Origin of the sequence: Nocardiopsis sediminis (genome assembly GCF_042650565.1) — a bacterium.
GTDB classification, from domain to species: Bacteria; Actinomycetota; Actinomycetes; order Streptosporangiales; family Streptosporangiaceae; genus Nocardiopsis_B; species Nocardiopsis_B sediminis.
On sequence record NZ_JBHSBH010000008.1, the window covers coordinates 418,825 to 440,558 of the forward strand.

At 73.0% G+C, this 21,734-nt stretch carries 17 protein-coding genes; 5 read left to right on the plus strand and 12 right to left on the minus strand.

Annotated elements, in window-relative coordinates:
• Window positions 1-52: 52 nt before the first annotated feature.
• From ACFOVU_RS13660 to ACFOVU_RS13680, 5 genes are all read right to left on the minus strand, one after another.
• Window positions 53-1,078: a polyprenyl synthetase family protein gene (locus tag ACFOVU_RS13660; RefSeq protein WP_378533505.1), complete on the minus strand. Its 1,026-nt coding sequence runs from the start codon at window positions 1,076-1,078 to the stop codon at window positions 53-55.
• A gap of 527 nt (window positions 1,079-1,605) precedes the next feature.
• The gene (locus ACFOVU_RS13665; RefSeq protein ID WP_378533507.1) at window positions 1,606-4,275 is read right to left on the minus strand and encodes a DUF6493 family protein; all 2,670 of its coding nucleotides are present in this window, start codon (window positions 4,273-4,275) and stop codon (window positions 1,606-1,608) included.
• Between the two features lie 136 nt (window positions 4,276-4,411).
• Window positions 4,412-5,776 (minus strand): SWIM zinc finger family protein, encoded by a 1,365-nt coding sequence (locus tag ACFOVU_RS13670; protein WP_378533509.1) that lies wholly within the window; start codon window positions 5,774-5,776, stop codon window positions 4,412-4,414.
• A gap of 144 nt (window positions 5,777-5,920) precedes the next feature.
• Entirely contained in the window at window positions 5,921-7,792 is a 1,872-nt protein-coding gene (locus tag ACFOVU_RS13675; protein ID WP_378533511.1) for a rhamnogalacturonan lyase, read from the minus strand.
• Between the two features lie 479 nt (window positions 7,793-8,271).
• Window positions 8,272-10,128: a bifunctional metallophosphatase/5'-nucleotidase gene (locus tag ACFOVU_RS13680; protein WP_378533513.1), complete on the minus strand. Its 1,857-nt coding sequence runs from the start codon at window positions 10,126-10,128 to the stop codon at window positions 8,272-8,274.
• A 332-nt stretch (window positions 10,129-10,460) separates the two neighbouring features.
• On the opposite strand from ACFOVU_RS13680, the gene ACFOVU_RS13685 reads away from it, so the two are divergent.
• From ACFOVU_RS13685 to speB, 4 genes are all read left to right on the plus strand, one after another.
• Complete coding sequence (locus tag ACFOVU_RS13685) at window positions 10,461-11,375, plus strand: polyphosphate polymerase domain-containing protein (protein WP_378533515.1); 915 nt, start codon at window positions 10,461-10,463, stop codon at window positions 11,373-11,375.
• An 88-nt stretch (window positions 11,376-11,463) separates the two neighbouring features.
• Window positions 11,464-12,150, plus strand: coding sequence for a DUF4956 domain-containing protein (locus ACFOVU_RS13690; protein WP_378533517.1), 687 nt, complete (start codon window positions 11,464-11,466; stop codon window positions 12,148-12,150).
• A gap of 5 nt (window positions 12,151-12,155) precedes the next feature.
• On the plus strand, window positions 12,156-13,814 hold the full coding sequence (locus ACFOVU_RS13695) for a CotH kinase family protein (RefSeq protein WP_378533519.1): 1,659 nt from the start codon (window positions 12,156-12,158) through the stop codon (window positions 13,812-13,814).
• Between the two features lie 434 nt (window positions 13,815-14,248).
• A complete protein-coding gene (gene speB, locus ACFOVU_RS13700; protein ID WP_378533521.1) occupies window positions 14,249-15,199 on the plus strand; it encodes an agmatinase in 951 nt (316 codons plus the stop codon).
• 304 nt (window positions 15,200-15,503) lie between these two features.
• Here speB and ACFOVU_RS13705 read toward each other — a convergent pair whose 3' ends face one another.
• Both ACFOVU_RS13705 and ACFOVU_RS13710 read right to left on the minus strand, forming a co-directional pair.
• A complete protein-coding gene (locus ACFOVU_RS13705) occupies window positions 15,504-16,502 on the minus strand; it encodes a bile acid:sodium symporter family protein (protein ID WP_378533523.1) in 999 nt (332 codons plus the stop codon).
• A gap of 511 nt (window positions 16,503-17,013) precedes the next feature.
• On the minus strand, window positions 17,014-18,033 hold the full coding sequence (locus ACFOVU_RS13710) for an aldo/keto reductase (protein ID WP_378533525.1): 1,020 nt from the start codon (window positions 18,031-18,033) through the stop codon (window positions 17,014-17,016).
• 129 nt (window positions 18,034-18,162) lie between these two features.
• On the opposite strand from ACFOVU_RS13710, the gene ACFOVU_RS13715 reads away from it, so the two are divergent.
• Window positions 18,163-19,014: a helix-turn-helix transcriptional regulator gene (locus ACFOVU_RS13715; protein ID WP_378533527.1), complete on the plus strand. Its 852-nt coding sequence runs from the start codon at window positions 18,163-18,165 to the stop codon at window positions 19,012-19,014.
• Between the two features lie 40 nt (window positions 19,015-19,054).
• Here ACFOVU_RS13715 and ACFOVU_RS13720 read toward each other — a convergent pair whose 3' ends face one another.
• From ACFOVU_RS13720 to ACFOVU_RS13740, 5 genes are all read right to left on the minus strand, one after another.
• On the minus strand, window positions 19,055-19,396 hold the full coding sequence (locus tag ACFOVU_RS13720; protein WP_378533528.1) for a winged helix-turn-helix domain-containing protein: 342 nt from the start codon (window positions 19,394-19,396) through the stop codon (window positions 19,055-19,057).
• Window positions 19,393-19,839 (minus strand): hypothetical protein, encoded by a 447-nt coding sequence (locus tag ACFOVU_RS13725; protein WP_378533530.1) that lies wholly within the window; start codon window positions 19,837-19,839, stop codon window positions 19,393-19,395. The genes ACFOVU_RS13720 and ACFOVU_RS13725 overlap by 4 nt, the downstream gene beginning before the upstream one ends.
• Window positions 19,840-20,007: 168 nt before the next feature.
• Window positions 20,008-20,151 (minus strand): hypothetical protein, encoded by a 144-nt coding sequence (locus tag ACFOVU_RS13730; protein ID WP_378533572.1) that lies wholly within the window; start codon window positions 20,149-20,151, stop codon window positions 20,008-20,010.
• A gap of 114 nt (window positions 20,152-20,265) precedes the next feature.
• Window positions 20,266-21,105, minus strand: coding sequence for an SAM-dependent methyltransferase (locus tag ACFOVU_RS13735; protein WP_378533532.1), 840 nt, complete (start codon window positions 21,103-21,105; stop codon window positions 20,266-20,268).
• Window positions 21,106-21,257: 152 nt separating this feature from the next.
• Entirely contained in the window at window positions 21,258-21,722 is a 465-nt protein-coding gene (locus tag ACFOVU_RS13740; RefSeq protein ID WP_378533534.1) for a hypothetical protein, read from the minus strand.
• Window positions 21,723-21,734: the final 12 nt, after the last annotated feature.

The following is a 21,734-nucleotide window of genomic DNA, read 5'->3' on the forward strand; positions in this document are numbered from 1 at the left end:
ACTTCCGCGGATGAGGGAGGGAGGTGAAGGTGGCTGCGGATTCAGGCCGGTATCACGCGCTGCGCCGGGTGGCGGAGTCCGCCAGGTGGTGCAGGACGGGCAGGGCGCCCGGGTGGATCGCACCGCGGGCGGACAGCAGTTCGCCGATGCGGTCCCGGTGCCGGGCGATCATGTCCTCGATGTCGTCCCGGGCGCCGGTCGCGATCAGGACGGCCCGGACCCGCTCGGCCTGGGCATCGGTGAGGTCGGGCCGGCCGAGCAGATCGCGCAGCAGGTCGGCGGAGGGTCCCGAAGCGGCGCGCAGAGCGAGGGCGACGAGCGCGGTGTGCTTGCCGTCGCGCAGGTCGTCCATGCGCGGTTTCCCGGTCGCGGCGGAGTCCCCGAACGCGCCGAGCAGGTCGTCGCGGAGCTGGAACGCCTCGCCGAGCGGCAGCGCGTAGTCGGTCAGCGCGTCGAGGAGGTCGTGGCCGGCCCCGCCGAGGACGGCGCCGATGTGCAGGGGCCGCTCGACGCTGTACTTGGCGGTCTTGTACCGCGCGATGGTCAGCGCCTGCTCGACATCATCGGTGGGCGAACCGGTGGCGGCGAGGTCCAGGTACTGCCCGTACATGACCTCCGCGCGCATCATGTCGATCAGGGGCAGCAGCCCGGAGAGTTCGCCGGGTGTGAGGTCCGCGGTGTGGACGAGTTCGTCGGACCAGGTCAGCACGAGGTCGCCGACGAGGATGGCGCCGCCGACCCCGAACCGCTCGGCCGACTCGTGGCTGTCACCCGACGCGATGCGCTGACCGGTCAGGGCGCGGTGCACGGTCGGCTCGCCTCGACGCAGCGAGCTCTGATCCATGACGTCGTCGTGGATGAGGGCGACGGCGTGGAACATCTCCAGCGCGGCCGCCACCCGGATGACGGCCGGCGGCGGAGTCCGCTCGCCGACGGCGGCGTGCCAGCCGGTGATGCACAGCAGCGGCCGCAGCCGCTTGCCGCCGGCGGCCAGGAAGTCGGCCACGACCTGAACGAATGATCCAGGCAGGTGCTCCCGCTCCGCGACGGCGGCCTTCTCACGCAGGAATTCCGCCAATACGGCGTCGATGCTTTCCCGTAGGCCCGCCAGGGCCGGTGTCGCCTGGGCGGCGCGCCACGGAGTTCGGGCCGGTGGGGGACGTTCCCTTTCGCCGTCGGCATTCCATGACCGCGTATTCCCGGCGAGCGTTTCCAGATATCCAAAGGGCTCGTCCGGTTTGAGTACCCCGGACGCGCCCTTGGCCGACCGATTTTCCGTGGTCTCTCCCATTGACACCAATCCCTCGGGTGATCACGTGTGCCGAAAAGAGGTAGGACGGCCTCTCGGCGGCGCGGCGACGGGATCCAGGAAAGACCGTGCCTCTACGGCACACTCAAGATCAGCAGAATGTGATCAAGAACACTCGAGTGGGGTGGCGGTAATCGGGAGGCACCGACAAGGAGGCCGGGGCCGGATTCGATACCGGAAATGCGCACCTCAAAGGCCTGCGATTCGCTCCAGGGCTTTGGTGTTCCGTGCGCCACACGACGCCGGTACGCCGCACGAGGGCGGTGGCGGCCGCGGCGCCGGGTGAACCCGTCGGCCTACCGGGTGGTCACCGCCGGTGCGGTCATGTCCCGGATGCGGCGTGCCTGCTTGATCAGCTGGGAGGAGCCCGCGCGGGACGCCAGCTCGGCGATGCCCGGGATCTCGGCGCCCTGGGCCTGGGCTCCGCAGAGTTCGGCGCAGTCCGCCGCCAGCGTGAGGACGGCCGAGGTGCCGTGCGGCGGCTCGCCTCGCAGCATGACGGCCAGCGACCCCGACAGGACCGACCACACCAGGACGTGCGCGCTGGCGCGGGAGGCCTCGCGCAGGGCCGCCACCCAGCGCTGCGTCTTGAGCCGGCGCAGGGCGGTGAGATCGGCGAGGTCCGCGCCGAGGCGGGCCGCGTCGAGCTGACCCCGGGCGGCCAGGGTGAGCAGCGCGTCCACGGCGTACATCTGCGACTCGAAGCGCCGGCCGCCGAGGCCGTAGGCCACGAGGAGGTGGGTCGCGGGCCCGGCCGGGCCGCCCGACTCGGCCAGGGCGGGCAGCACGGGCGCGTACTCCTCGATGTGGTCGAACTCGGCGCCGATCGAGAACGACACCAGCATGCGTCCCGCGATGATCTCGCGGTGCTGCGGCAGGACCGCCAGCGCGAGCGCGGTGCAGGCCCCTCCGCGCTCACACCTGCACGGGTGCGCGATGGGATCGTGCTCGGCGAGCAGGGACCGGAACGGCTCGGGCCATGCTTCGTGCCCGGGGAAGGCCTCGGTGCGGACGAGCACGCCCGGGCGGGGCGACCGCAGCCGGAGCGGCTCGACGCCGCGTGTGGCGACAGGGTCGGGCAGCCCGCCCGAGGCGAGCCACTCCGCGAGCCGCTTCCCCGCCGGGGACGTCAACCGCTCCGCGGCCGTGCGCGTCTCCGGCGACGCCTCGCGGTCCAGCCGCAGCAGCGCCTGCCGGAAGTCGGCCGGGCCGGGTTCGATGCCGGAGCGCTCGTAGGCCGCCAGCCGCTCCACCAGGTCGGCCGGGTCGATGGCCCCCGTCGACCAGGTGGGCGTGGCCAGCAGGAACGGCAGGGGGTCGTCGAGTATCCGCAGCGCGATCTCGGCCCAGCGCGCAAAGGGGACCGAGTGGAGCGCCGAGTGCGGGCACTGGTCCTCCTCCGTCCAGGAGCGGACGACATCGGGATCGCGCTGAGCGAAGCCGTGCACGACGGCGTAGACGACGGACCACAGCCCGTCCATGGCGTGCGCCCCGCTTCCCCGGAGCCGGTTCTGGCGTGCCGCGACCGGTTCCAGGGCGGCGCGCAGGCCCGCCAGGTCGGCGCGGGCGTGTACCACGAGACCGTTGAGCACCCTCTCCTCCTGAGCGGGGGTGCCGCCGCTGTGCAGCACCACCGCCACGTCCTCGGCGAGTTCGGCGGCGGTGAGCGGAGGCGGCGCCAGACGCTCAGGCACCGGCGCGGGAGGCAACGGGGACTCCGCGGGCACCGGGACGCCGGCCGCCTCCGCCGTCGCGCCGGGTGGGGCGGTGCCGAACGCCTCCTCTGCCCGCCGGCGCAGGTCCGCGGCGAGCGGCCCGGCGCTCGCGGCCAGTTCGGCGAGGACGGCGGGGTCCGCGTGCCGGCGATGGCGCACCGCCAGGGCGAGGGCTCGCTCCTGGAGGCTGTGCTCCTCCTGACCGAACGCCTCGGCGGCCACGGGAAGCAGCGCATTCGTTCGCGACCGGTCGCGCTTCATCGCCGCGTCGAGCAGGGCCAGCTGCGCCCGCACGATCTTCTTCTCGGGCCGGACCAGGGCGGCCCGCGACGCCTCGACCAGGTGCTCGTCGGCCAACCGGCCGGCCTCGTCCAGCGCGGCCAGCGCCTGCTGGGCGCGCGCCGCCGTCTGCGGGTGCGCGTGGGGCAGCATGCCCACCCAGGTGAGGAGGTGCCGGGCGTGCTCGTCCTCGGTCGGGCAGAGCTCGTCCAGCAGGACGAGGAAGCCCCGCACCAGGCCGGGCCGGGTCTCGCGCAGCAGCCGCGACAGGCAGCCGTCGACCATCATCCCGCGGTCGAGCAACCCGTCCGCGGTGAGCGCGGCCAGCGCGGTGGCCCACGCCGACGGCTCCCCCGGCCAGGAGTCCACGAGACCCGATCCCCCCTCGGGGACCTCGAACAGCCGCGGCACCATCGCGGTCAGCAGCGGGTCGTCGCGGAGGCTGTCCTCGACCGGCCGGCGGCCCCGGCCCCAGACCTGCCGCTCCCAGCCGAGGACGATGCCGTCGGTCGTGGGGAGCTCGCAGCCCGCCGTGCGCGCCATAGCGGCGATGAGTGGATACTCATCCTGCGCCACCGTGCGGCGTTCCGCGAGCCGGCGGACGACCTGGGCCAGCCACTCCGGCCCGCGATGGGCGATCACGGAGACGACCAGCGCGTCGTCGCGGTTGCCGACCCAGCGCGGATCGGCACCGGCGATCCACTGTGCCGCGGCCGCCGCACCCGTGCTGCACCCCGCACCGGCGTACAGCAACGCCGCGCGCATGGCCCTGTGGCCGACGTCCCAGTTGTCGCGCGCGGCCCTGCGCCATGTCTTGAGTACCGGCAGGCACCGACGCCGCTCGGCGTCGGGGAGGGGGGCGAGCAGTGCGGGGACGGCCTGCCCGTGGCCCTCGCGCACGGCGTGCAGGAGGGCGCGCATGCCCGCGGTGGTGGCCTCGTCGGGGATGTCGTAGGTGGGGTCGTCGTTCATCGGGTGGCTCCGGTGGGAGGGTGGGGAGGGTGGTGGTCTTCGCGGTGTGCTGATCGTGCACTAAGGGCCGGCGGGGCGGCGGCCGGGCGATGGGCTTGGAGGGCGTCCTGAGCCCGGCCGCGTGCGGTCGCGTGATCTAGCCGGCGCGGCGGGCGATGCCGACGGCGAGGGCGTGCGTGCACGGGCCGCGTCCGCCGCGGTACTCGGCCCACCACCGGCAGGTGCACGTGAGGAGTCCTCCAGCGGACCGGACGCGGTGGACGTGGTCGTCGACGGTGACCGTGGCCGGTCCGTCTCCGTCGAGGCGGACCGCACCGGCCTCGACCAGCGCGCGGGCGGCACGCAAGCGGGGGTTGTCGCGCTCGGCCCGCTTGGTGTCGTAGGGCAGTTCGCGGTGGAAGTACGCCGCCTCGGCCACGTCGTAGCCGATGCGCCCGGCCGTGCCGAGCCGGGTGAGCGCCGCCCGCACGCGCTCGGCGGTGAGCCCGGACTGCGCGGCCAGCTCCGCGACGTCGACCGTGGGCTCCCAGGAGAGCAGCACCGACACCAGTTCGGCGTCGTCGGCCGACTCCTCCGACGCCAGGGCGTCGAGGACGCCGCCTTCGCCCGAGAAGCCGCGCGCTGCGTCCGGGGAGAGGGTGAGCGTGAGGCGCATCCCGGGAAGGAGGACCTCCCAGGCGCTGGCCACGGGGCCGCTGCCCGCGGTGACGGCGGGTCCATGGATCCGTAGGCCGGTGGCGTGGCGCAGTACCCGCGTCAGCACGGTGAGCCGTTCCGGGCCGGCCAGGCACACGGCCCCGGGCACCGCGCGGGCGGTGGTCCGCAGGGTGCGGCCGGCCGGCACCGCCCAGAGCGCTCCGCGTGACGCGCCCCGGGCGCCCGGGCGCGGCAGCGACCGCAGGAAGCGGACGGCGTCGGCGGGGGAGAGCTCGGCGCGCAGGTCGAACCCCGAGGCGACCACCTGCGTCTCGGCGAAGCCGCGCAGCCAGCGGTCGGGCAGCGGCACCTTCTTCTCCACCACCGGGCCGTCGAAGGTCGTGACGGTCAGGTCGTCGGGGCCGACCTCCAGGTGCAGCGGATCGCCCGGGCCCACGCGGTTCAGGGCGTCCGAAAGGGGGGTGTTCACGTCGACGTTGGTCGTGCCGTGCCCGATGTCGTCGCCGTCGAGCGCCTCGCCCAGCAGGTCGAGCCGCGCGTACACACCGCAGCAGCCGGAGAACGACTCGAACCGGAGCCGGTCGCCGTTCCCGGTGACCACCGGGTCGAGCGACGCGATGCGCTCCGGCCGGTAGTAGCGGGCCGCGGCGATGTCGGCGACGCACAGCAGCCCGGACGCCGCGATCCGGGGGGCCGTCAGGAAGCCCGTGAAGAAGCGGGGATGGGCGGCCCGCCCGGCCGGGGTGATGCCCCCGGAGGTCTGGAGGCTGAGCGTGTCGCCCGCCGCGGTGCCGTGCACGGCGGAGGGGCGGAGGTAGGCGTAGGTCTGCGCGGTGGGCGGCATGGGCGCAAGGCTAGTTCGCCCCACCGACAACGGTTCCCGGGCCGGACGGCCGCGCGGTCGGCGTCCGGTACGCCGTGGCGGCACCGGAGAACGGCGGCGGACCCGGGCCTCTTCGGCCGCCCGGGCCCACTGCCGGTCATGCCGCTACTCCTCCATTGCGAAGCTGGGATGCGGGGGCTGGTTGTAGGCGGTCTGCTGCCAGGCCAGGGCCAGGCGGTACTGGCGGTCCTGGGTCAGGGACGGGCGGGAGTGGTCGGTGGGGATGTCGGTGGAGTAGATCCGCAGGGCGGTGTTGTCCGACGTGCGCCAGATGACCTCCTCGCGCCAGTCGCCGAGGATGTCGCCGCTGAACACCGGGGTGGCCTTGGTCCCGTTGTTGGCGGCCACGCCGCTGCCGGTGAGCAGGCGGGTGTCGCCGTCGGGGCCGTACTTGTCGATCTGGGTGCGGTCGAGCAGCTCGCGGCTGAGGTCGCCGTCCCACCAGACCAGGAAGTTGATCGACCCCGGCTTGCGGCCCACCGATTCGCCTTCGGCGTTGAGCAGGTTCCCGCTGCCGTTGGACGACCAGAACTCCGCGCCCGGGTTGTCCGGGTAGATGTCGGCGGCCACGCCGCGGCCGTTGTCGCCGCCGTTGGACGGCGTGGTGAAGATCGTCTCGCCGGTGGCCCCGTCCACGAGCCAGGAGCTGGGCGAGCCGCCGTTCTCGGCGACCCCGTAGACCTGCACCCCGTCGCGGCCGGGCACGAACGCGCCCACGTGCAGGGCGTCGCCGTGGCCGTAGCCGGTGTTCCACAGGCCGTGGCCGTTGTCGTCGATGGCCATGGCGCCGTAGGCGATCTCGTCGCGGCCGTCGCCGTCGAGGTCGGCGACGGAGAGGCTGTGGAACCCCTGCCCCTCCCACTCGGGCCCGTTGGTGGAGCTGCGGCTGTCGAAGGTCCACTGCCGGCTGAGGGTGGAGCCGCTGAGCCGGTAGGCCGACACGACCGTGCGCGTGTAGTAGCCGCGCGCCATGATCAGGCTCGGGTTCTCGCCGTCGAGGTAGGCGACGCCGGCCAGGAACCGGTCGACGCGGTTGCCGTAGTCGTCGCCCCAGTCGGCGACGTTGCCGCGCGGGGGCACGTAGTCGACCGTGGTGCGCGCGGTGCCATCGCCGCCGTTGAACACGGTGAGGAACTCCGGCCCGGACAGGACGTAGCCCCCGGAGTTGCGGTGGTCGGCGCCGCCGTCCCCGATCACCGTCCCGCCCCCGTCGACGGTGCCGTCGGCGGTCTTGGCCGCGACCTCGGCGCTGCCGTCGTTGTCCAGGTCGTAGACGATGAACTGGGTGTAGTGCGCGCCCGAGCGGATGTTGCGGCCCATGTCGATCCGCCACAGCTGCGTGCCGTCGAGCTCGTAGGCGTCGATGAAGGTGTTGCCGGTGGCGCCCGACTGGGAGTTGTCCTTGGCGTTGGTGGGCTGCCACTTGAGCACGATCTCGTACTCGCCGTCGCCGTCGAGGTCGCCCACGCTGCCGTCGTTGGCCTCGTAGGTGTAGTCGCCGCCCGCCGGCGGCGGGGAGACGGGGATGTCCGTCGACCCGTTCTCCAGCCGCAGGGCGGGGTCGGATGCCGGGCTGCGCACCTCTTCGGAGCCGACCACCGGCGCGACGGTGTACTCGGCGTCGGCGGGCGCGCCTTCGTCGAGGTAGGAGGTGGTGCCGGTGATGGGCTCGTCGTTGACGCGGGTATCGCCCCGGTAGAGGTTGAAGCCGGTGTCCGCGGGGTCGCCGGCGAGCAGCCGCCAGCTCACCAGGTTGCCGTCGCCGGTGCCGACGCTGACCGCGCCGCGGCCCAGGTTCGCCGTCTCGGCGGGGACACCGGCCGGGGCGGGCGGGGCGTCGGTGGAGTCGGCGGCCGAGGAGGAGGCGTGCAGCCCGTAGGCGGCGGTCACCAGCGCCGCGAAGGTGGCGCCGGCGGCCAGCAGCGCCCGGTGCCTCCGGATTCGGCGCGCGGTGGGGGATGTATCGGATCGGCTCATTTCCGTGGTCACTCCTTGTCACCAGGAGGGCCCCGTGCGTGGGGGGTAGGGGCCGTGAGCCCCCGCGGACGTGGGGTATCCGTGGTGGGGACGGGGGCTCGGGGGGCCGTGATTGTCGCAGCGCCCTACCGCCTCCGGGGGTGGGGCGGGTGGAAACCGTGGTTTGTTGCCGCCGTGTTTCGCTGAGAGCGAAATCCGCTGACGGGCGGCTGTCCGAAATGCAAGGCGCCGGAGATCGCCGGTCGACCCTGCTGCCGAGGACACCGGCAGTGGCTTGGAAAGCGCTTACATTGCGTGGGCGGTTTCGGCGCGTGTCCGGTTTGGCCGAAACCTGGGGGAAGGGGCCGGGAGCACCGGCGACCGGGTGACCGGGCTCGGCGGACCGGTGGCCCGGCCCCGGCCCGGTGGCCTTACTCCCCGGACACTTATTGGGGCGCGGCCCAACGGCCGCGCCCCGCAGCGAACTGCCCCCGCCCCGGTCAGCCGGTGCGGGTGATGCGCCCCGCGCCGCCCTCGGGGTAGTCGGCCGCCGTGACCGCCCCGCCGAGGTCGTCGGAGAGGAAGGTGAGCAGCGCCTGCTGGTAGGTCACCCCCACCGACGTGAACGGCAGCCCGCGGAACGGGTACTGGTCGCCGCCGCGCGCCGAGAAGTCGTTGGTGGCCACGGAGATCCCCGCGCCCTCCACCACCCGGCCGTCCTCCACGATGACCGTGCCGTCGTCCAGGACCACCTCGCGCACGCGCTCGCCCGGCGTCTGCACCACGCCCTCATCGTCGACCACCTGCGCGGTGCGCGCCGGGTCGTAGGTGAAAGAGAACCCGGCCACCTGGGCGAACCGGCCGTCGGCACCCGGCGCCACCGACACCGCGTTCTCCAAGACCTCCTTCACCTGGTCACGCGGCACATCGGGCACCACCGCCACGAAGTTGGAGAACGGCGCCACCGCGTAGGTGTCCAGCTCGCTGACACCGCCGGCGGGCAGCAGCGAGTTGTTCCGGATCCCGCCGCTGTTCTGCAACGCGATCTGCGGGGCGGCGACGCCGTACTGTTCGGCGTTGTCCCGGCCCGCGTCCAGCAGCGCGTCGGCGAGCAGGTCGCCGAGGTTGGTCTCCTCGGTGCGCACGCCCGGGTCGCGTCGGCCCTCAAGGGCGACCTCGCTCTCGGCGACCACGTTGTCGGCCATGGCGTCGACGTAGGCCTGGACGGGCTCGACCACGTCGCTCTGCACGGCGGGGTCGGCCTCCACGGCGTCCTCGCCCGTGCCCGAGACCCGGACCAGGCCCGAGCGCTCGGGGACGGAGACGACGCCGCCGTCGCGGTCGAAGTTGACCACGATCCGGCCCACGTACTTGTAGTCGCCCGCGGTGGTGACGATGGGCACGTCGACCCCGTCGGCGTCGGGCACCCACAGCGGGTAGCGGTAGGGCTCGCCGGTCTCGGGGTCGGTGGTGATGGTGTCGCCGGGCACCAGCGGGACGTCGTCGTCGGCCTGGAGCTCGTCGCCGCCCCCGGCGATGACGACGTCGACGTCGCGCAGCTCGGCGGCCAGGGCCCGGTCCTCGGTCAGCCCCTGGAGGTGCGAGACCAGGACGATCTTGTCGATGCCGCGGCCGGTGAGCCGGTCGACCTCTTCCTGCACGGCCGCGCGCACGTCCTCGTCCACGACGACGTCGCGCGGGCTGGAGATGGACGCCAGCGCCGGGGTCGTCGCGCCGACGACCCCGATCCGCTCGCCCCTCTCGCGGATCACGGTGCTGGAGGCGATGCGGTCCCCCAGCTCGGCCAGGTCGGGTTCGGCCGAGACGTCCAGGTTGGCAGACAGGAACGGGGCGTCGCCGGGCACCCCGCTGATGAAGTCGCCGAGCGTCTCGGGGCCGAAGTCGAACTCGTGGTTGCCGATGGCCAGCGCGTCGTAGCCGATCTCCCCGGCGGCGAGGGAGTCGTAGAAGGGCACGCCGCGCTCCAGGCTCGCCGCGAACTGCGGGCCGGCCAGGTAGTTGTCGCCGGAGGAGAGCGTGAGCACGCCGCGGCGCGGCGACTCGTCCCCGGAGGCGGCGGTGGGCGAGGCCTCGGCGTCGCGCAGGTCGCCGACGAGCGTGGTGAAGCGCGCGACGCCCCCGTAGGCGGGGTCGGCGGGCGCGCCCAGCAGCTGGGACTCGCCGTCGTTGTTGTGGAGGATCGTGAGCGTGAAGTCGGTCGCGGAGGGCCGTCCGGGGCTCCCCGGGTTGCCGTCGGCGGCGGACTCGGCGGTGGCCGGAGCGGCGAACCCCGTGAGGAGGACGGCGGTGGCCAGCAGGGCGCCGCCGCGCCGGGCGGCGGAGGGGTGTCTGGGCATCAGGTTGCGGATCCTGTCGGGGGAGCGTGCGGGAACAGGCCGAGCGTACAGACGGCGGGGCCACCGGCGGGTGTGGGTTGGATAGCGATTGGGACACCGAAGCCTCCGGTGGCCTCGCGGTGACGGGCCTCCTCGCCGTCGCCTGAGAGCGCGTCCGGTCGGCGCGATCGGCCACCCGCCCGTTCTCGCGCAACTCTTACCCAGGCGCCCATTGCGCCCGTGTGCTCCGGTTTCGGCGGGACTGCCAGGGTTCTCCCAGGAATTTCCGCGGGCCTTCACGCACCTTTCGGCTTGAGTTTCCTCCGTAGACATCTCCGATGGAGGACCACCGCGTGACAGCAGCGAACACAGCACGAGGACAGACCGCCCCCGACAGAGCAGCGGCGGAGGCCGAGGACCGCGACACCGACGGCCAGAGGGGAGCGGCGGGCGACAGGTTGCGGGCGCCGAGCAGGCTGCACGCCTTCAACCGCTACGAGCTCAAGTACCTGCTGCCCGTCGCCCAGGTGGCGGACGTCCGCGCCGAACTCGCCGCCCGCATGGACACCGACGGCAACGCCGGCGCCGGCGGCTACGGGGTGTGGAGCCTCTACTACGACACCCAGCGGCTCCGGTTCTACTGGGAGAAGATCGAAGGGCTGAAGTTCCGCCGCAAACTGCGCATCCGGCGCTACGGCGAACTCGGAACCGGGGCCGACGACACCACGGTGTCGGTCGAGATCAAGCAGCGCGTCAACCGCGTGACCCAGAAACGGCGCGTGCTCCTGCCCTACGACCTCGCCCGGGACCTGTGCGACCGGCGCGTCCGGGTGGAACACCCCGACGCCGACCAGGGCTTCGTCGACGAGGTGCTCGACCTCGTCCACCGGCTGGACCTGCGACCGACCGCCATGACCGGCTACCGGCGCGAGCCCTACGTCGGGGTCGGCTCCGACCTGGGGCTGCGCGTGACGCTGGACCACCGGGTCCGCGGCCGCGACCGCGACTTCGACCTGCGCTCCGAAGCCGAGAGCCGCTACATCATCCACCCCGGGTTCGTGGTCATGGAGGTCAAGGCCAACGAGCGCGCGCCCTACTGGGTGACCGACATGGCCGCCCGCCGGGGGCTACAGGTGCAGCGCATCTCCAAGTACTGCCAGAGCGTCGAGGCGTTCGGCAAGGCGCCCCGTTCGGTCTTCCACGTCCCTGAGGACGACCCGGTGGCCGAGTCCCGCCCGCTGAGCGCCGAGGCGGCCCGGCCGGCCTGAGGCCCCGCGCCGGTCCGTGGCCGTGCCCGGCCGGCCCTCGCTCGACCCACCAATCACACCGCCCACACGAAAAGGCCCTGACCCCACCATGAACCTCGACTTCGGCATCACCGACCTGTCCGGCACCTTCAGCGTCATGGACGTGGTCCTGTCGCTCTCGCTGGCCTTCCTGACCAGCATCGTCGTGGCCTGGACCTACCGGGCCACCCACCGCAACATCTCCTACAGCCAGAGCTACGTGCACACCCTCGTCATCCTGGGCATGCTCATCGCGCTGATCATGCTGGTGGTGGGCTCCAACATCGCCCGGGCGTTCGCCCTGGTCGGCGCCTTGTCGGTGGTGCGCTTCCGCAACGCCATCAAGGAGACCCGCGACGTCGGCTTCATCTTCCTGGTGATGGGCGTGGGGATGGCCTGCGGTACCCGCTTCTACACCCTGGCGATCATCGCCACCGTCGTCATCTGCGTGGTCATCCTGCTCATGAACCGCTTCAACCTGTTCGCGCTCAATGTGCAGCGCCAGGTCGTCAAGGTCCAGGTGCCCGCCGACGAGGGCGACTACGGGCCCGCCATCGAGGACGTCCTCATCTCCGCCACCGACGAGTTCGAGCTCATCAGCACCGAGTCCGTGCGCGGCGGCTCCCTCCTCGAACTGGCCTACACCGCACGCCTGAAGAAGGGCGTCAAGCCCGGCGACCTGATCGGCCGGCTGCGCGACCTCAACGCCGGCCAGAAGGCGACCGTGCTCACCGGCTACGACCAGACGGACCTCTGATCCACATGGCGGACGCAGAGACGACGAAGCCGCGCACGACGCGCGCCCGGCTGCGGCACCGCATCCCCGTGCGCCTGCGCCACCACTGGAAGCCGGCCGCGGCCGCGTGCGCGGCGGTGCTGGCCGTGACGGTGGTCTTCGGGGAGGCGCGGGTGCGGCCCTACATCACCTCCGAACTGGTCTCCGACGACACGGTGACGCAGAACATCGCCGGTACCGGCGACCTGTTCGACGGGGGAGACCACTCCATCGAGGTGACGTTCAACGAATCCGAGTACGCCGACATGATGGCCACCTTCCGCAACGAGGGCGAGAAGCAGTTCATCCGGGCCGACATCACCATCGACGGGACCACCGTCAACGACGTCGGGCTGCGACTCAAGGGGAACTCCACCCTCATGAGCCTGCGCGGGGACGGTGCCGGGCCGGCCATGCCGATGCCAGGCCAGGACCAAGCCCAGGAGGGCGCGGGCCCGGAGGACACCGTCCAGGGACAGGCACCTCAGGACGGACAGGCACCCCAGGAGCAGGAGCAGGAGCAGGGAGAGGGGGCGGACTTCGAGTTCGGCATGGGAGGACCGGGCGGGGTCGCCCTCTCCGAGGACGAACCCGAGATGCTGCCGTGGCTGATCAGCTTCGAGGAGTTCTCCGAGGGGCGCGCCTACCAGGGGCACACGGAGATCGCGTTGCGCCCCGCGACGTCGGCGTCCGACACCGCGCTGAACGAGGCGCTGGCACTGGACCTCACCGCGGCCAGCGGGCAGACGACGCAGGACTACACGTTCACCTCCGTCACCGTCAACGGAGGCGACTCCGTCTCCCGCATCCTGCTGGACTCACCCGACGCGGCCTGGGCCGACGGGTACGGCGACGGCGTCCTGTACAAGGGCCGCGCGGGCGGCTCCTTCGACTACCTCGGCGACGACCCGACCGACTACGAGGAGGCGTTCCGCCAGGTCAACTCGGAGGGCGGCTACGACATGCAGCCGATCATGGACCTGCTCCGCTTCGTCGACGAATCCGACGACGAGACCTTCGCGAGCGAGCTGGACTCCCACCTGGACGTGGACTCCTTCGCCCGCTACCTGGCCCTCCAGGACCTGATGTCCAACGGCGACGGGATGGACGGCCCCGGCAACAACTACTACCTCTGGTACGACACCGGCGAGGGCCGGTTCACCGTTCTGTCGTGGGACCTGAACCTGTCGTTCTCGGGGATGGGCATGATGCTCGAAGGTATGGAGTTCCCAGAGGGCGGTGGGCCACCGGAAGGGATGGAGCTTCCCGAGGGCATGGAGATTCCTGAAGGGATGGAGATCCCGGAGGGCATGGAGCTTCCCGAAGGGATGCAGATGCCACAAGGCGGCGAGGGCGGACGCGGCGGGATGGGCGGCAGCGGGGCGCTCAAGGACCGGTTCCTCGACGACGACGGCTTCCGCGAGCTCTACGAACAGGCCTACACCGAGCTCTACGCCGACCTGGTCGACAGCGGAACCGCCGACTCCCTCCTCGAATCGGCCGTGTCGCGCGCGGAGGCGGCGGGCGACGACGGCGCCGCGGCCGCAGGAGAGGAGCTGGCGACCGCGATCGCCGACATCTCGCCGACCCCGCCGGACGAGGACGAACAGGGAGCAGGTCCGCAACGTCCGGCGGACACCGAGTAGCGGGGGAGCGGTCCCGGGCCGCTCTGCGTGCCCGGCGCGAGCCTTGGGGGCGGCGCCGGGCACACTGCCGTTCACCGGCCGTATCCGCCGCCGGGGAAGAGAACGGCATCCGCCGGGCGTTGCCCAGGGGGTGCCGTGGGACGGAGAACAGCCAGGTGGCAAGGTGTGGATGGACACCTGGACACCCCCGGACACCGGTCCGGCGCCCGAACGCCGTCCGGCCCGGACACCGGCGGTCGAGGGCCGGGGACACGCCGCGCCACCGCACCGCGACCGACGCGGAACCCGCCGGACCGCTGCGCTTCAAGCGCAGCGGTCCGGCCGCGTCCGCAGTGCGGATTCACGGCACACACGCCAAGCGGTGCAGATTGCGGCGCCCCTGACCGGGCCCCGATGCCCGACGTCCCACGACCCGACGAGAGAGGACCCCGTACATGGCCACCCCGATCGGCCCCACCGACTCCAGCCGCGTCCCCCGCTTCGCGGGCCCCGCCACGTTCGCGCGGCTGCCGCGGCTGGACCAGGTCGACCACGCCGACATCGCGGTCGTCGGCGTCCCCTTCGACACCGGGGTCTCCTACCGCCCCGGCGCCCGCTTCGGACCCGCCGCCATCCGCGAGGCCAGCCGGCTGCTGCGCCCCTACCATCCGGCGCTCGACGTCTCCCCGTTCGCCGAACTCCAGGTGGCCGACGCCGGGGACATCGCCGTCAACCCCTTCTCGGTGGGCGACGCCGTCGAGACCATCGACGAGGCGGCGACCGGGCTGGCCCGGCCCGGGACCCGCCTGGTCACCCTGGGCGGCGACCACACCATCGCGCTGCCGCTGCTGCGCGCCCTGCACCGCCGGCACGGCCCGATCGCCATGCTGCACTTCGACGCCCACCTGGACACCTGGGACACCTACTTCGGCGAGCCCTACACCCACGGCACCCCGTTCCGGCGGGCCGTGGAGGAGGGCATCCTCGACACCGAGGCGATAGCCCACGTGGGCACCCGCGGCCCGCTGTACGGCAAGAAGGACCTGGAGGACGACCGGCGCTTCGGGTTCGGCATCGTCACCTCCGCCGATGTCATGCGCAAGGGGGTCGACGAGATCACCGACGCCCTGCGGCAGCGGATCGGCGACCGCCCGCTCTACGTCTCCGTCGACATCGACGTGCTCGACCCCGCCCACGCGCCGGGCACCGGCACCCCCGAGGCCGGAGGGCTGACCAGCCGCGAACTCCTGGAGATCCTGCGCGGCCTGGCGGGCTGCCGCATCGTCGGCGCCGACGTGGTCGAGGTCGCTCCGGCCTACGACCACGCCCAGATCACCTCCACCGCCGCCTCGCACGTCGCCTACGACCTGGTCAGCGTGCTCGCGCTGAACGCCGCCGGTCGCTGACGGCGGCCCATGGCGGGCGTCGGGGCGGTCGTGGGACGGCCGGGGGACGGTCCACTGCCTTGCGAAGGAGTGGAAGACACAGCGGAGGGGCGGCCCAACGGGCCGCCCCTCCGCGTACGTCAGTCCCTCGGGCGACGGCAGGGCGCCCACGGGCGGACCCCTGCCGAGAGCGAGCCGCGTCGGACGGACGTCCGGCGCCTCGGCGACGCAGTGCGGATCCCCAGGTGGCACGGTGTCCGCGGGGAGTACGCCGAACGGGCGTCCGGCCGAGGCGGCACGGGGCCGCGCCCCGGCTCCGGCCGCGTCACGGGGTACCCGCCGGGGCGCCGTCTCCGGAGACCGGGCCCGATGCGGCACCGGCATCGCCCGGCGCGGCGGCGGGTGCGCGCCGCGCCCAGTACGTGGCGAGCAGCGCGCCGGAGAGGTTGTGCCACACCGAGAACAGCGCCGCGGGGAGCGCGGCGAGCGGGGCGAAGTGCCCGGCGGCCAAGGTGGCGGCCAGCCCGGAGTTCTGCATCCCCACCTCGACGCTGACCGCCCGCCGGGCGGTCTCCGGCAGGCCGGTGATCCGGGCGGCGCCATAGCCCAGGGCCAGGCCCAGCCCGTTGTGCAGGATGACGGCGAGCGCGACGAGCGGCCCGGCGCTCAGCACCGATTCGGAGTTGGCGCCCACCACGCCCGCCACGACCAGCACGATGCCGCCGACCGAGACCAGCGGCAGCAGCGGCAGCACCCGCTCCACGAACCGCCCGGCGACCAGGCGGACGATCACACCGGCCAGCACGGGGCCCAGCACGACCTGGAGGATCGACACGACCAGTCCGGTGGCGTCCACCGGCAGGGTCGACCCGGCCAGCCACAGCACAAGCAGCGGGGTGAGCACGGGGGCGAGGAGGGTCGAGATCGACGTCATCGCCACCGACAGCGCCACGTCGCCGCGCGCGAGGTAGACGATCACGTTGGACGCGGTCCCGCCGGGGGCGGCGCCCACGAGGATCATCCCCACGGTCAGCATCGCCGGCAGGCCCAGAGCCCAGGCCACCCCGAAGCCGAGCAGCGGCATGATCACATACTGGGCGACGATGCCCACCAGAACGGCCCGCGGGTGGGTGAGGACGATCGCGAAGTCGGACGGGCGCAGCGACAGCCCCATGCCGAACATGATCACGCCGAGCAGGACCGGGATCCACGGCGCGAGCTGCGCGGCCTGTCCGGGAACGACGAGCCCGGCCACCAGACCGATCAGGATCAGCGCGGCGAACCACCGGCCGGTGGCTTCCGCGATACGCGTCAGAAGCGCCATGGTGAATTCCTTTCGTCCGACCGTCCGCCGATCGAATGCGCTCCAGGATGACACCCTCAAGATTTCCGCGCGATGTCGCCCCTGCCCAGAGGGGGTGCTTTGGCGCGCTGGGGCCGCCGGAGGCCAGCCGAGGGACGTCCAAGGGGTGAAAGTCGTTCCGCAGGGCTACCTTGGGACCGGACCTGACACAGATCCAACCGAACGGTACCCGGGCGGTCGTAAATCCCCAGGTCAATTAGTGTCCGCCCCGCGCAGGCGGGGATGGCCCGCGGATCAGACGGCGCCGCACGACGACCGGATCGTCCGCCCCGCGCAGGCGGGGATGGCCCGGCCGTCGTCGGCGAATCGGGGGACAACGTGGAGTCCGCCCCGCGCATGCGGGGAACCCCGAGGACTTACTCGTGAGGGTGCACCCGGCTTCGCCGGGTGCACCCTCTGGCCGTCTCGGGAGGCCGTCCTTTCCCCCGAGACCTGGCACCGCGGTGGTCAGCGGATCCCGGCGGCGGCCGGGTCAGGGGGTAATGGGGCCCTTTCCGGCTCCCGTCGTCTTGAGGACGGTCGCGACCGTGGCGATGTCCTCGGGGGAGAGGGTGACCCGGTCGGCGCCCGCCCAGCCGTCGACCTGCTCAGGCGTCCGCGCGCCGACGATCGCGGCGGTGACTCCCGGCCACGCCAGCGCCCAGGCGATCGCCGCCGATCCGACCGTTGTGCCGTGGCGCTCGGCGACGGTGCGCAGGGCCTCCGCGACCTCCAGGTTGCGGTCGAGGTGGTCGGTGAAGTCCGGGCTGTTCCGGCGCCAGTCGTCTTCCGCCAGTGTGGCGATCCGCTGCCGGGAGAACGCCCCGGTGAGCAGGCCGGACTGCATGGGCGAATAGGCCAGGACGGCCGTACCGTTCTTGGCCGCCCACGCGATGTCGGGGGCCGCGGAGCGGTCGAGGGCGGAGAACGGCGGCTGGACGGCGTCGACGTGTGCGATCGCCTCGGCCGCGTCCAGCAGGTCCGGGCCGTGGTTGGACAGCCCGATGGCCCGCACCTTGCCCTCGGCCTTGAGGTCGGCCATCGCCTGCCAGTACTCCTCGACCGGTGTCACCCGCTCTGCCGGGACACCGGTGCGGGCGCCCGATGCCGCGCCGCCGTCGTCGGGCCAGTGCACCTGGTACAGGTCGATGGCCTCGACGTCGAGCCGCCGCAGGGACGCCTCGACCTCGCGGCGGACGGTGTCGGGCCGGATGATGCGCCGGGGCGGCGCGGACGGATGCTCTTCGTCCCACAGCAGGCCCGCCTTGGTGAAGACGTAGGGGCGCTCGCCCGCCGGGAGCCCGGCCAGGGCGCGGGCGACGACCTCCTCGGAGTGGCCGAGCCCGTAGACCGCTGCGGTGTCGATCCAGTTCACGCCGTGGCCGACCGCGCGGTGGATCGCGGCGACCGAATCGGTGTCGTCGGTGGTCCCCCACGTGGAAGCCCAGCCGTCGCCGCCGATCGCCCACGCGCCGAACCCGAGCCTGCTGATCTGCATGTCCGCGATGTCCATGCCGGAAACTATGCTCCGGGCCCGGGTTCCTTCCCAGGGGTGCGCCAGTCCTAGGTCCGGTGGCACCAGGATCGGCCGCGCACATCCCGCGTCGGCGGACCGCATGATACTGGAGGGATGCACAGCGGAATGGGCGATTTCCTCCGGTCCCGGCGCGCGCGGATCGGCCCCGGCGACGTCGGCCTGCCGACCTACGGCGGCCGGCGGCGTGTTCCGGGGCTGCGCCGTGAGGAGCTGGCGCATCTGGCCGGGGTGAGCGTCGACTACTACGTCCGGCTGGAGCAGGGCCGCACCGGCACGGTCTCCGATGAGGTGCTGGAGGCGCTGGCGCGGGTGCTGCGCCTGGACGACGACGAGCGCAGCTATCTGTTCAGCCTGGCCAAACCCGCGCGCCGTGCCCGGCCGTCGCGGCGGACGGTCAGCCCGCACCTGCGCTTCCTGCTGGACGCGATGGAGACGACGCCGGCCTACGTCATCGATCACCGGACCGACGTCCTCGCCTGGAACCCCCTTGTGGTGAAGCTGATCCTCGATTTCGGGGCCGTGCCGCCCGAGCGCCGCAACTGGGTGCGCCTCGCCTTCGAGGACCCGCGCTCGGAGCGGATCTTCCCGGACTGGACGGGCAAGGCCAGCGAGACCGTTGCGCACCTGCGGATGCAGGCGGCGCTGCACCCCGACGACGAGGGGCTCGCCGGGCTCGTCGCTGAGCTGTCGCGCACGAGCGAGCGGTTCCGCGGGATGTGGGAGGACCACAACGTGCGGGAGCGGAGCCGCGGCGCCATCCGCATCCGCAACGACGTCGTGGGCGAGGTGTCGCTGCACTTCCAGACGCTCAAGGTGGCCGGCGAAGCCGACCAGTGGCTCGTGGCCTACGCCGCCGAGCCCGGGTCGGAGGACGACAAGGCGCTGCGCGCGCTGGCGGCCTGGTCGCCGGGCGACGACGGCCCCGCGCCCGATGACGGCGGGGCCGGCTCCGTGTAGAGCGGCGACGGCCTCGGCCGCGCGCGGAGGCCATCGCCGCTCACCCCCGGTCCTCGCCGCCCTCGGGTGGTGCGGGGCCGGGCAGGGTGGCGCCCGACGCGATGTCGCGCAGCGCCCGGACGTGGCGGTCGAATGCGGCCCGTCCTTCGGGGGTCAGGGAGAGGTGGGTGCGCGGGCGCCGGCCGGCGAAGGACTTGCGTACGTGCACGTACCCGGCCTCCTCCAGTGTGGAGACCTGTTTGGACAGTGCGGAGTCGGTGATCTCGACGGTGTCGCGCACGAACCTGAACTCGGCGCTGTCGACCGCCGCCAAGGCGGCGACGATGGACAGCCGCACGGGCGCGTGGATCACGCCGTCGAGCCGCGAACGGGGGTGGCTCACCGCGCCGCCGCCACGCCCGCGGGGCGCCGCACCGCGACCGCGGCGGCCACCAGCGGCGGGACCGCGGTGAGCAGGGCGCCGGGCACCCACCAGGCGGGGTCGCCGCGGAAGCCGGTGGTGCCCCCGAACATGACCACCATGTAGATCACGCCCCACGCGACGATGGAGGACGTGTGCAGCAGGGCATACCGGCGCGGCGCGACCGGCCTGCGCAGGGCGTAGGTGGACAGCGCGCCGACGGCGATCAGCCAGAGGACGGTGCCGCCGCCGATCGTCCACACGCTCGGGGCGAGCCCCACCGCGAGGGTCAGCGCCACCGACATGGCCGCGTAGACCACCGAGTAGAGCGCGTACCAGCGCCCGCTGCGTGCGGCGGCCCCGCCGCTGGCCTCGGCCACGGCCAGGGCCTGCCGTGCCTGGTCGGCGTCGATCTGTTCGCTCATGGGGGGCGCCTCGCTCTCGTCCGGGGGGTGATGCTCTCCATGTTGGCAACTACTTTCCAAGTTGGCAAGTTGATTCGGGTATGGAAAGTCATCGGTCGAGGGAGTGCAGGGCGGAGCCCCCTGGTGTCCCAGCCGGTTCCTGCGCGGGCACGCGATCCCGAGGGGTGGTCAATGGGCGGGTCCGGCCACGGTGCGCAGGGTCACCGAAACCCGGCGGCCGCGCGGGACGCGCCCCGCCGGGCCGGGGTCGCTCTTGCGGGCGGCGATGGCGTGCCACCACTCGTACCGGGCGGGCCCGGACATGACGCACAGGCTCCCCGGAGGGGTGGGGGAACAGGTGTTCGGGGAATTCGGTCATGGGAGCAAAGTAGCGGCCGGCGCCTCCGCGGGCGCCGGCCGCCTTGTCCGAAAACCCCGGGGGCGTTCCTACGGCTTGCGGCCGACCGCGCAGTACTGGGCGACCGGGGCGACCGAGCCGATGTCGACCCCGTCGGGGCGCCACAGCGAGCACGAGGAGACGCCCGGGTCGACCAGTTCGAGCCCGTCGAACAGCCCGGCGAGCTGTTCGGTGTCGCGCAGCACCAGCGGGGTGGAGCCGCCCTCATTCCACAGCCGGGCGGCCTCCCGCATGGCCTCGCCGTGGACCTCGTCCGTGGAGTGGGAGACCACCAGGAAGCTGCCGGAGGGGACGGCGGCCAGGAGCCGGCCGATGATCGCGGACGCCTGGGCGGTGTCGGGGACGAACTCCAGGATCCCCAGGAGCATGATCGCCACCGGGCGGTCGAAGTCCAGGGTGCGCGCCGCCCCCTGGATGATGTCGTCCGGCGAGCGGAGGTCGGCGTCGATGTAGTCCGTGGCACCCATGTCGCCGCCCACCATGAGGGCGCGGGCGTGGGCGAGCACGATCGGGTCGTTGTCGACGTAGACGACGCGGCAGTCCGAGACGATCGACTGCGCCACCTCGTGGGTGTTGCCCGCGGCCGGGATGCCGGTCCCGATGTCCAGGAACTGGCGCACGCCCTCCTCGGTGACGAGGTGGCGGACGGCGCGGCCGAGGAACTCGCGGTCGGCGCGGGCGTTGGCGACCATGTCGGGGATGGCGGCGAGGATCTGGTCGCCGGTCTCGCGGTCGGCGGCGAAGTTGTCCCGGCCGCCGAGCCAGTAGTCCCAGATGCGCGCCGGATGGGCGACCGAGGTGTCGATGTCGCGGGGGACGGCGGTTTCTTCTTCAGGGGCGGGCTTCATCCACGCCGGTGTTTCGCTCATGAGGAGGGGGTCCCGCTTTCGGGGCTCGTGGTGCTGTCGATCACCCGAATCCTAGCGGCGGCCGATTTCGCGGCGTGTGTGGCCCGATGCCGGATTCCCCACGGGTACGGGCTTTCGCGGCCGGGGGCGGGGCCGCGGGGCGTGGGCCGCCGTCATTCCCCGATCTTGGGGGCCGGGGCGGAGGCGGAGGCCTCGGGATCGGGCGCGCTGTTGGCGGGGCGGCAGTTGAAGCAGTTCAGCCGGAAGACCTCTTCGCCCCCGACGGTGCCGAGGTAGGAGCCCGGCAGGCTCTCGTCGGCGGCGTCCTGGTCCGCCACGGCATCGTGGTCGATCCTGCCCTCGAAGCGGGCCTGGGCGTTGTCGCGGGTGGTCCCGTTGCATTCGACGGTGGCGGCCTCGTCGTCCTTCTGCGCGGCGCACTCCAGCCCGCCCTTGATCCGGTGCCCCTTGCGCTCGAACTCCGTCTCCACCTTGGGGCGCAGGAGGGCCGAGGACAGGTCGCCCACTGTCGCGCGCAACGCGGCGGCCTCGTCGGCCGCTCCGCCGGAGCAGCCCGTTGCCGCGAGGGCGACGGAGGCGAGGACGGCCGCCAGCGCGGCCCTGGATCGACCGGGCATCGTACGGCTCCG

What these genes read in the sequence shown, in the direction of transcription:
- ACFOVU_RS13710 (WP_378533525.1), bottom strand. Translation starts at nt 18,033, where the DNA reads ATGGACATCGCGGACATGCAGATCAGCAGGCTCGGGTTCGGCGCGTGG.
- speB (WP_378533521.1), top strand. Translation starts at nt 14,249, where the DNA reads ATGGCCACCCCGATCGGCCCCACCGACTCCAGCCGCGTCCCCCGCTTC.
- ACFOVU_RS13740 (WP_378533534.1), bottom strand. Translation starts at nt 21,722, where the DNA reads ATGCCCGGTCGATCCAGGGCCGCGCTGGCGGCCGTCCTCGCCTCCGTC.
- ACFOVU_RS13675 (WP_378533511.1), bottom strand. Translation starts at nt 7,792, where the DNA reads ATGAGCCGATCCGATACATCCCCCACCGCGCGCCGAATCCGGAGGCAC.
- ACFOVU_RS13725 (WP_378533530.1), bottom strand. Translation starts at nt 19,839, where the DNA reads ATGAGCGAACAGATCGACGCCGACCAGGCACGGCAGGCCCTGGCCGTG.
- ACFOVU_RS13735 (WP_378533532.1), bottom strand. Translation starts at nt 21,105, where the DNA reads ATGAGCGAAACACCGGCGTGGATGAAGCCCGCCCCTGAAGAAGAAACC.
- ACFOVU_RS13705 (WP_378533523.1), bottom strand. Translation starts at nt 16,502, where the DNA reads ATGGCGCTTCTGACGCGTATCGCGGAAGCCACCGGCCGGTGGTTCGCC.
- ACFOVU_RS13695 (WP_378533519.1), top strand. Translation starts at nt 12,156, where the DNA reads ATGGCGGACGCAGAGACGACGAAGCCGCGCACGACGCGCGCCCGGCTG.
- ACFOVU_RS13665 (WP_378533507.1), bottom strand. Translation starts at nt 4,275, where the DNA reads ATGAACGACGACCCCACCTACGACATCCCCGACGAGGCCACCACCGCG.
- ACFOVU_RS13670 (WP_378533509.1), bottom strand. Translation starts at nt 5,776, where the DNA reads ATGCCGCCCACCGCGCAGACCTACGCCTACCTCCGCCCCTCCGCCGTG.
- ACFOVU_RS13690 (WP_378533517.1), top strand. Translation starts at nt 11,464, where the DNA reads ATGAACCTCGACTTCGGCATCACCGACCTGTCCGGCACCTTCAGCGTC.
- ACFOVU_RS13715 (WP_378533527.1), top strand. Translation starts at nt 18,163, where the DNA reads ATGGGCGATTTCCTCCGGTCCCGGCGCGCGCGGATCGGCCCCGGCGAC.
- ACFOVU_RS13680 (WP_378533513.1), bottom strand. Translation starts at nt 10,128, where the DNA reads ATGCCCAGACACCCCTCCGCCGCCCGGCGCGGCGGCGCCCTGCTGGCC.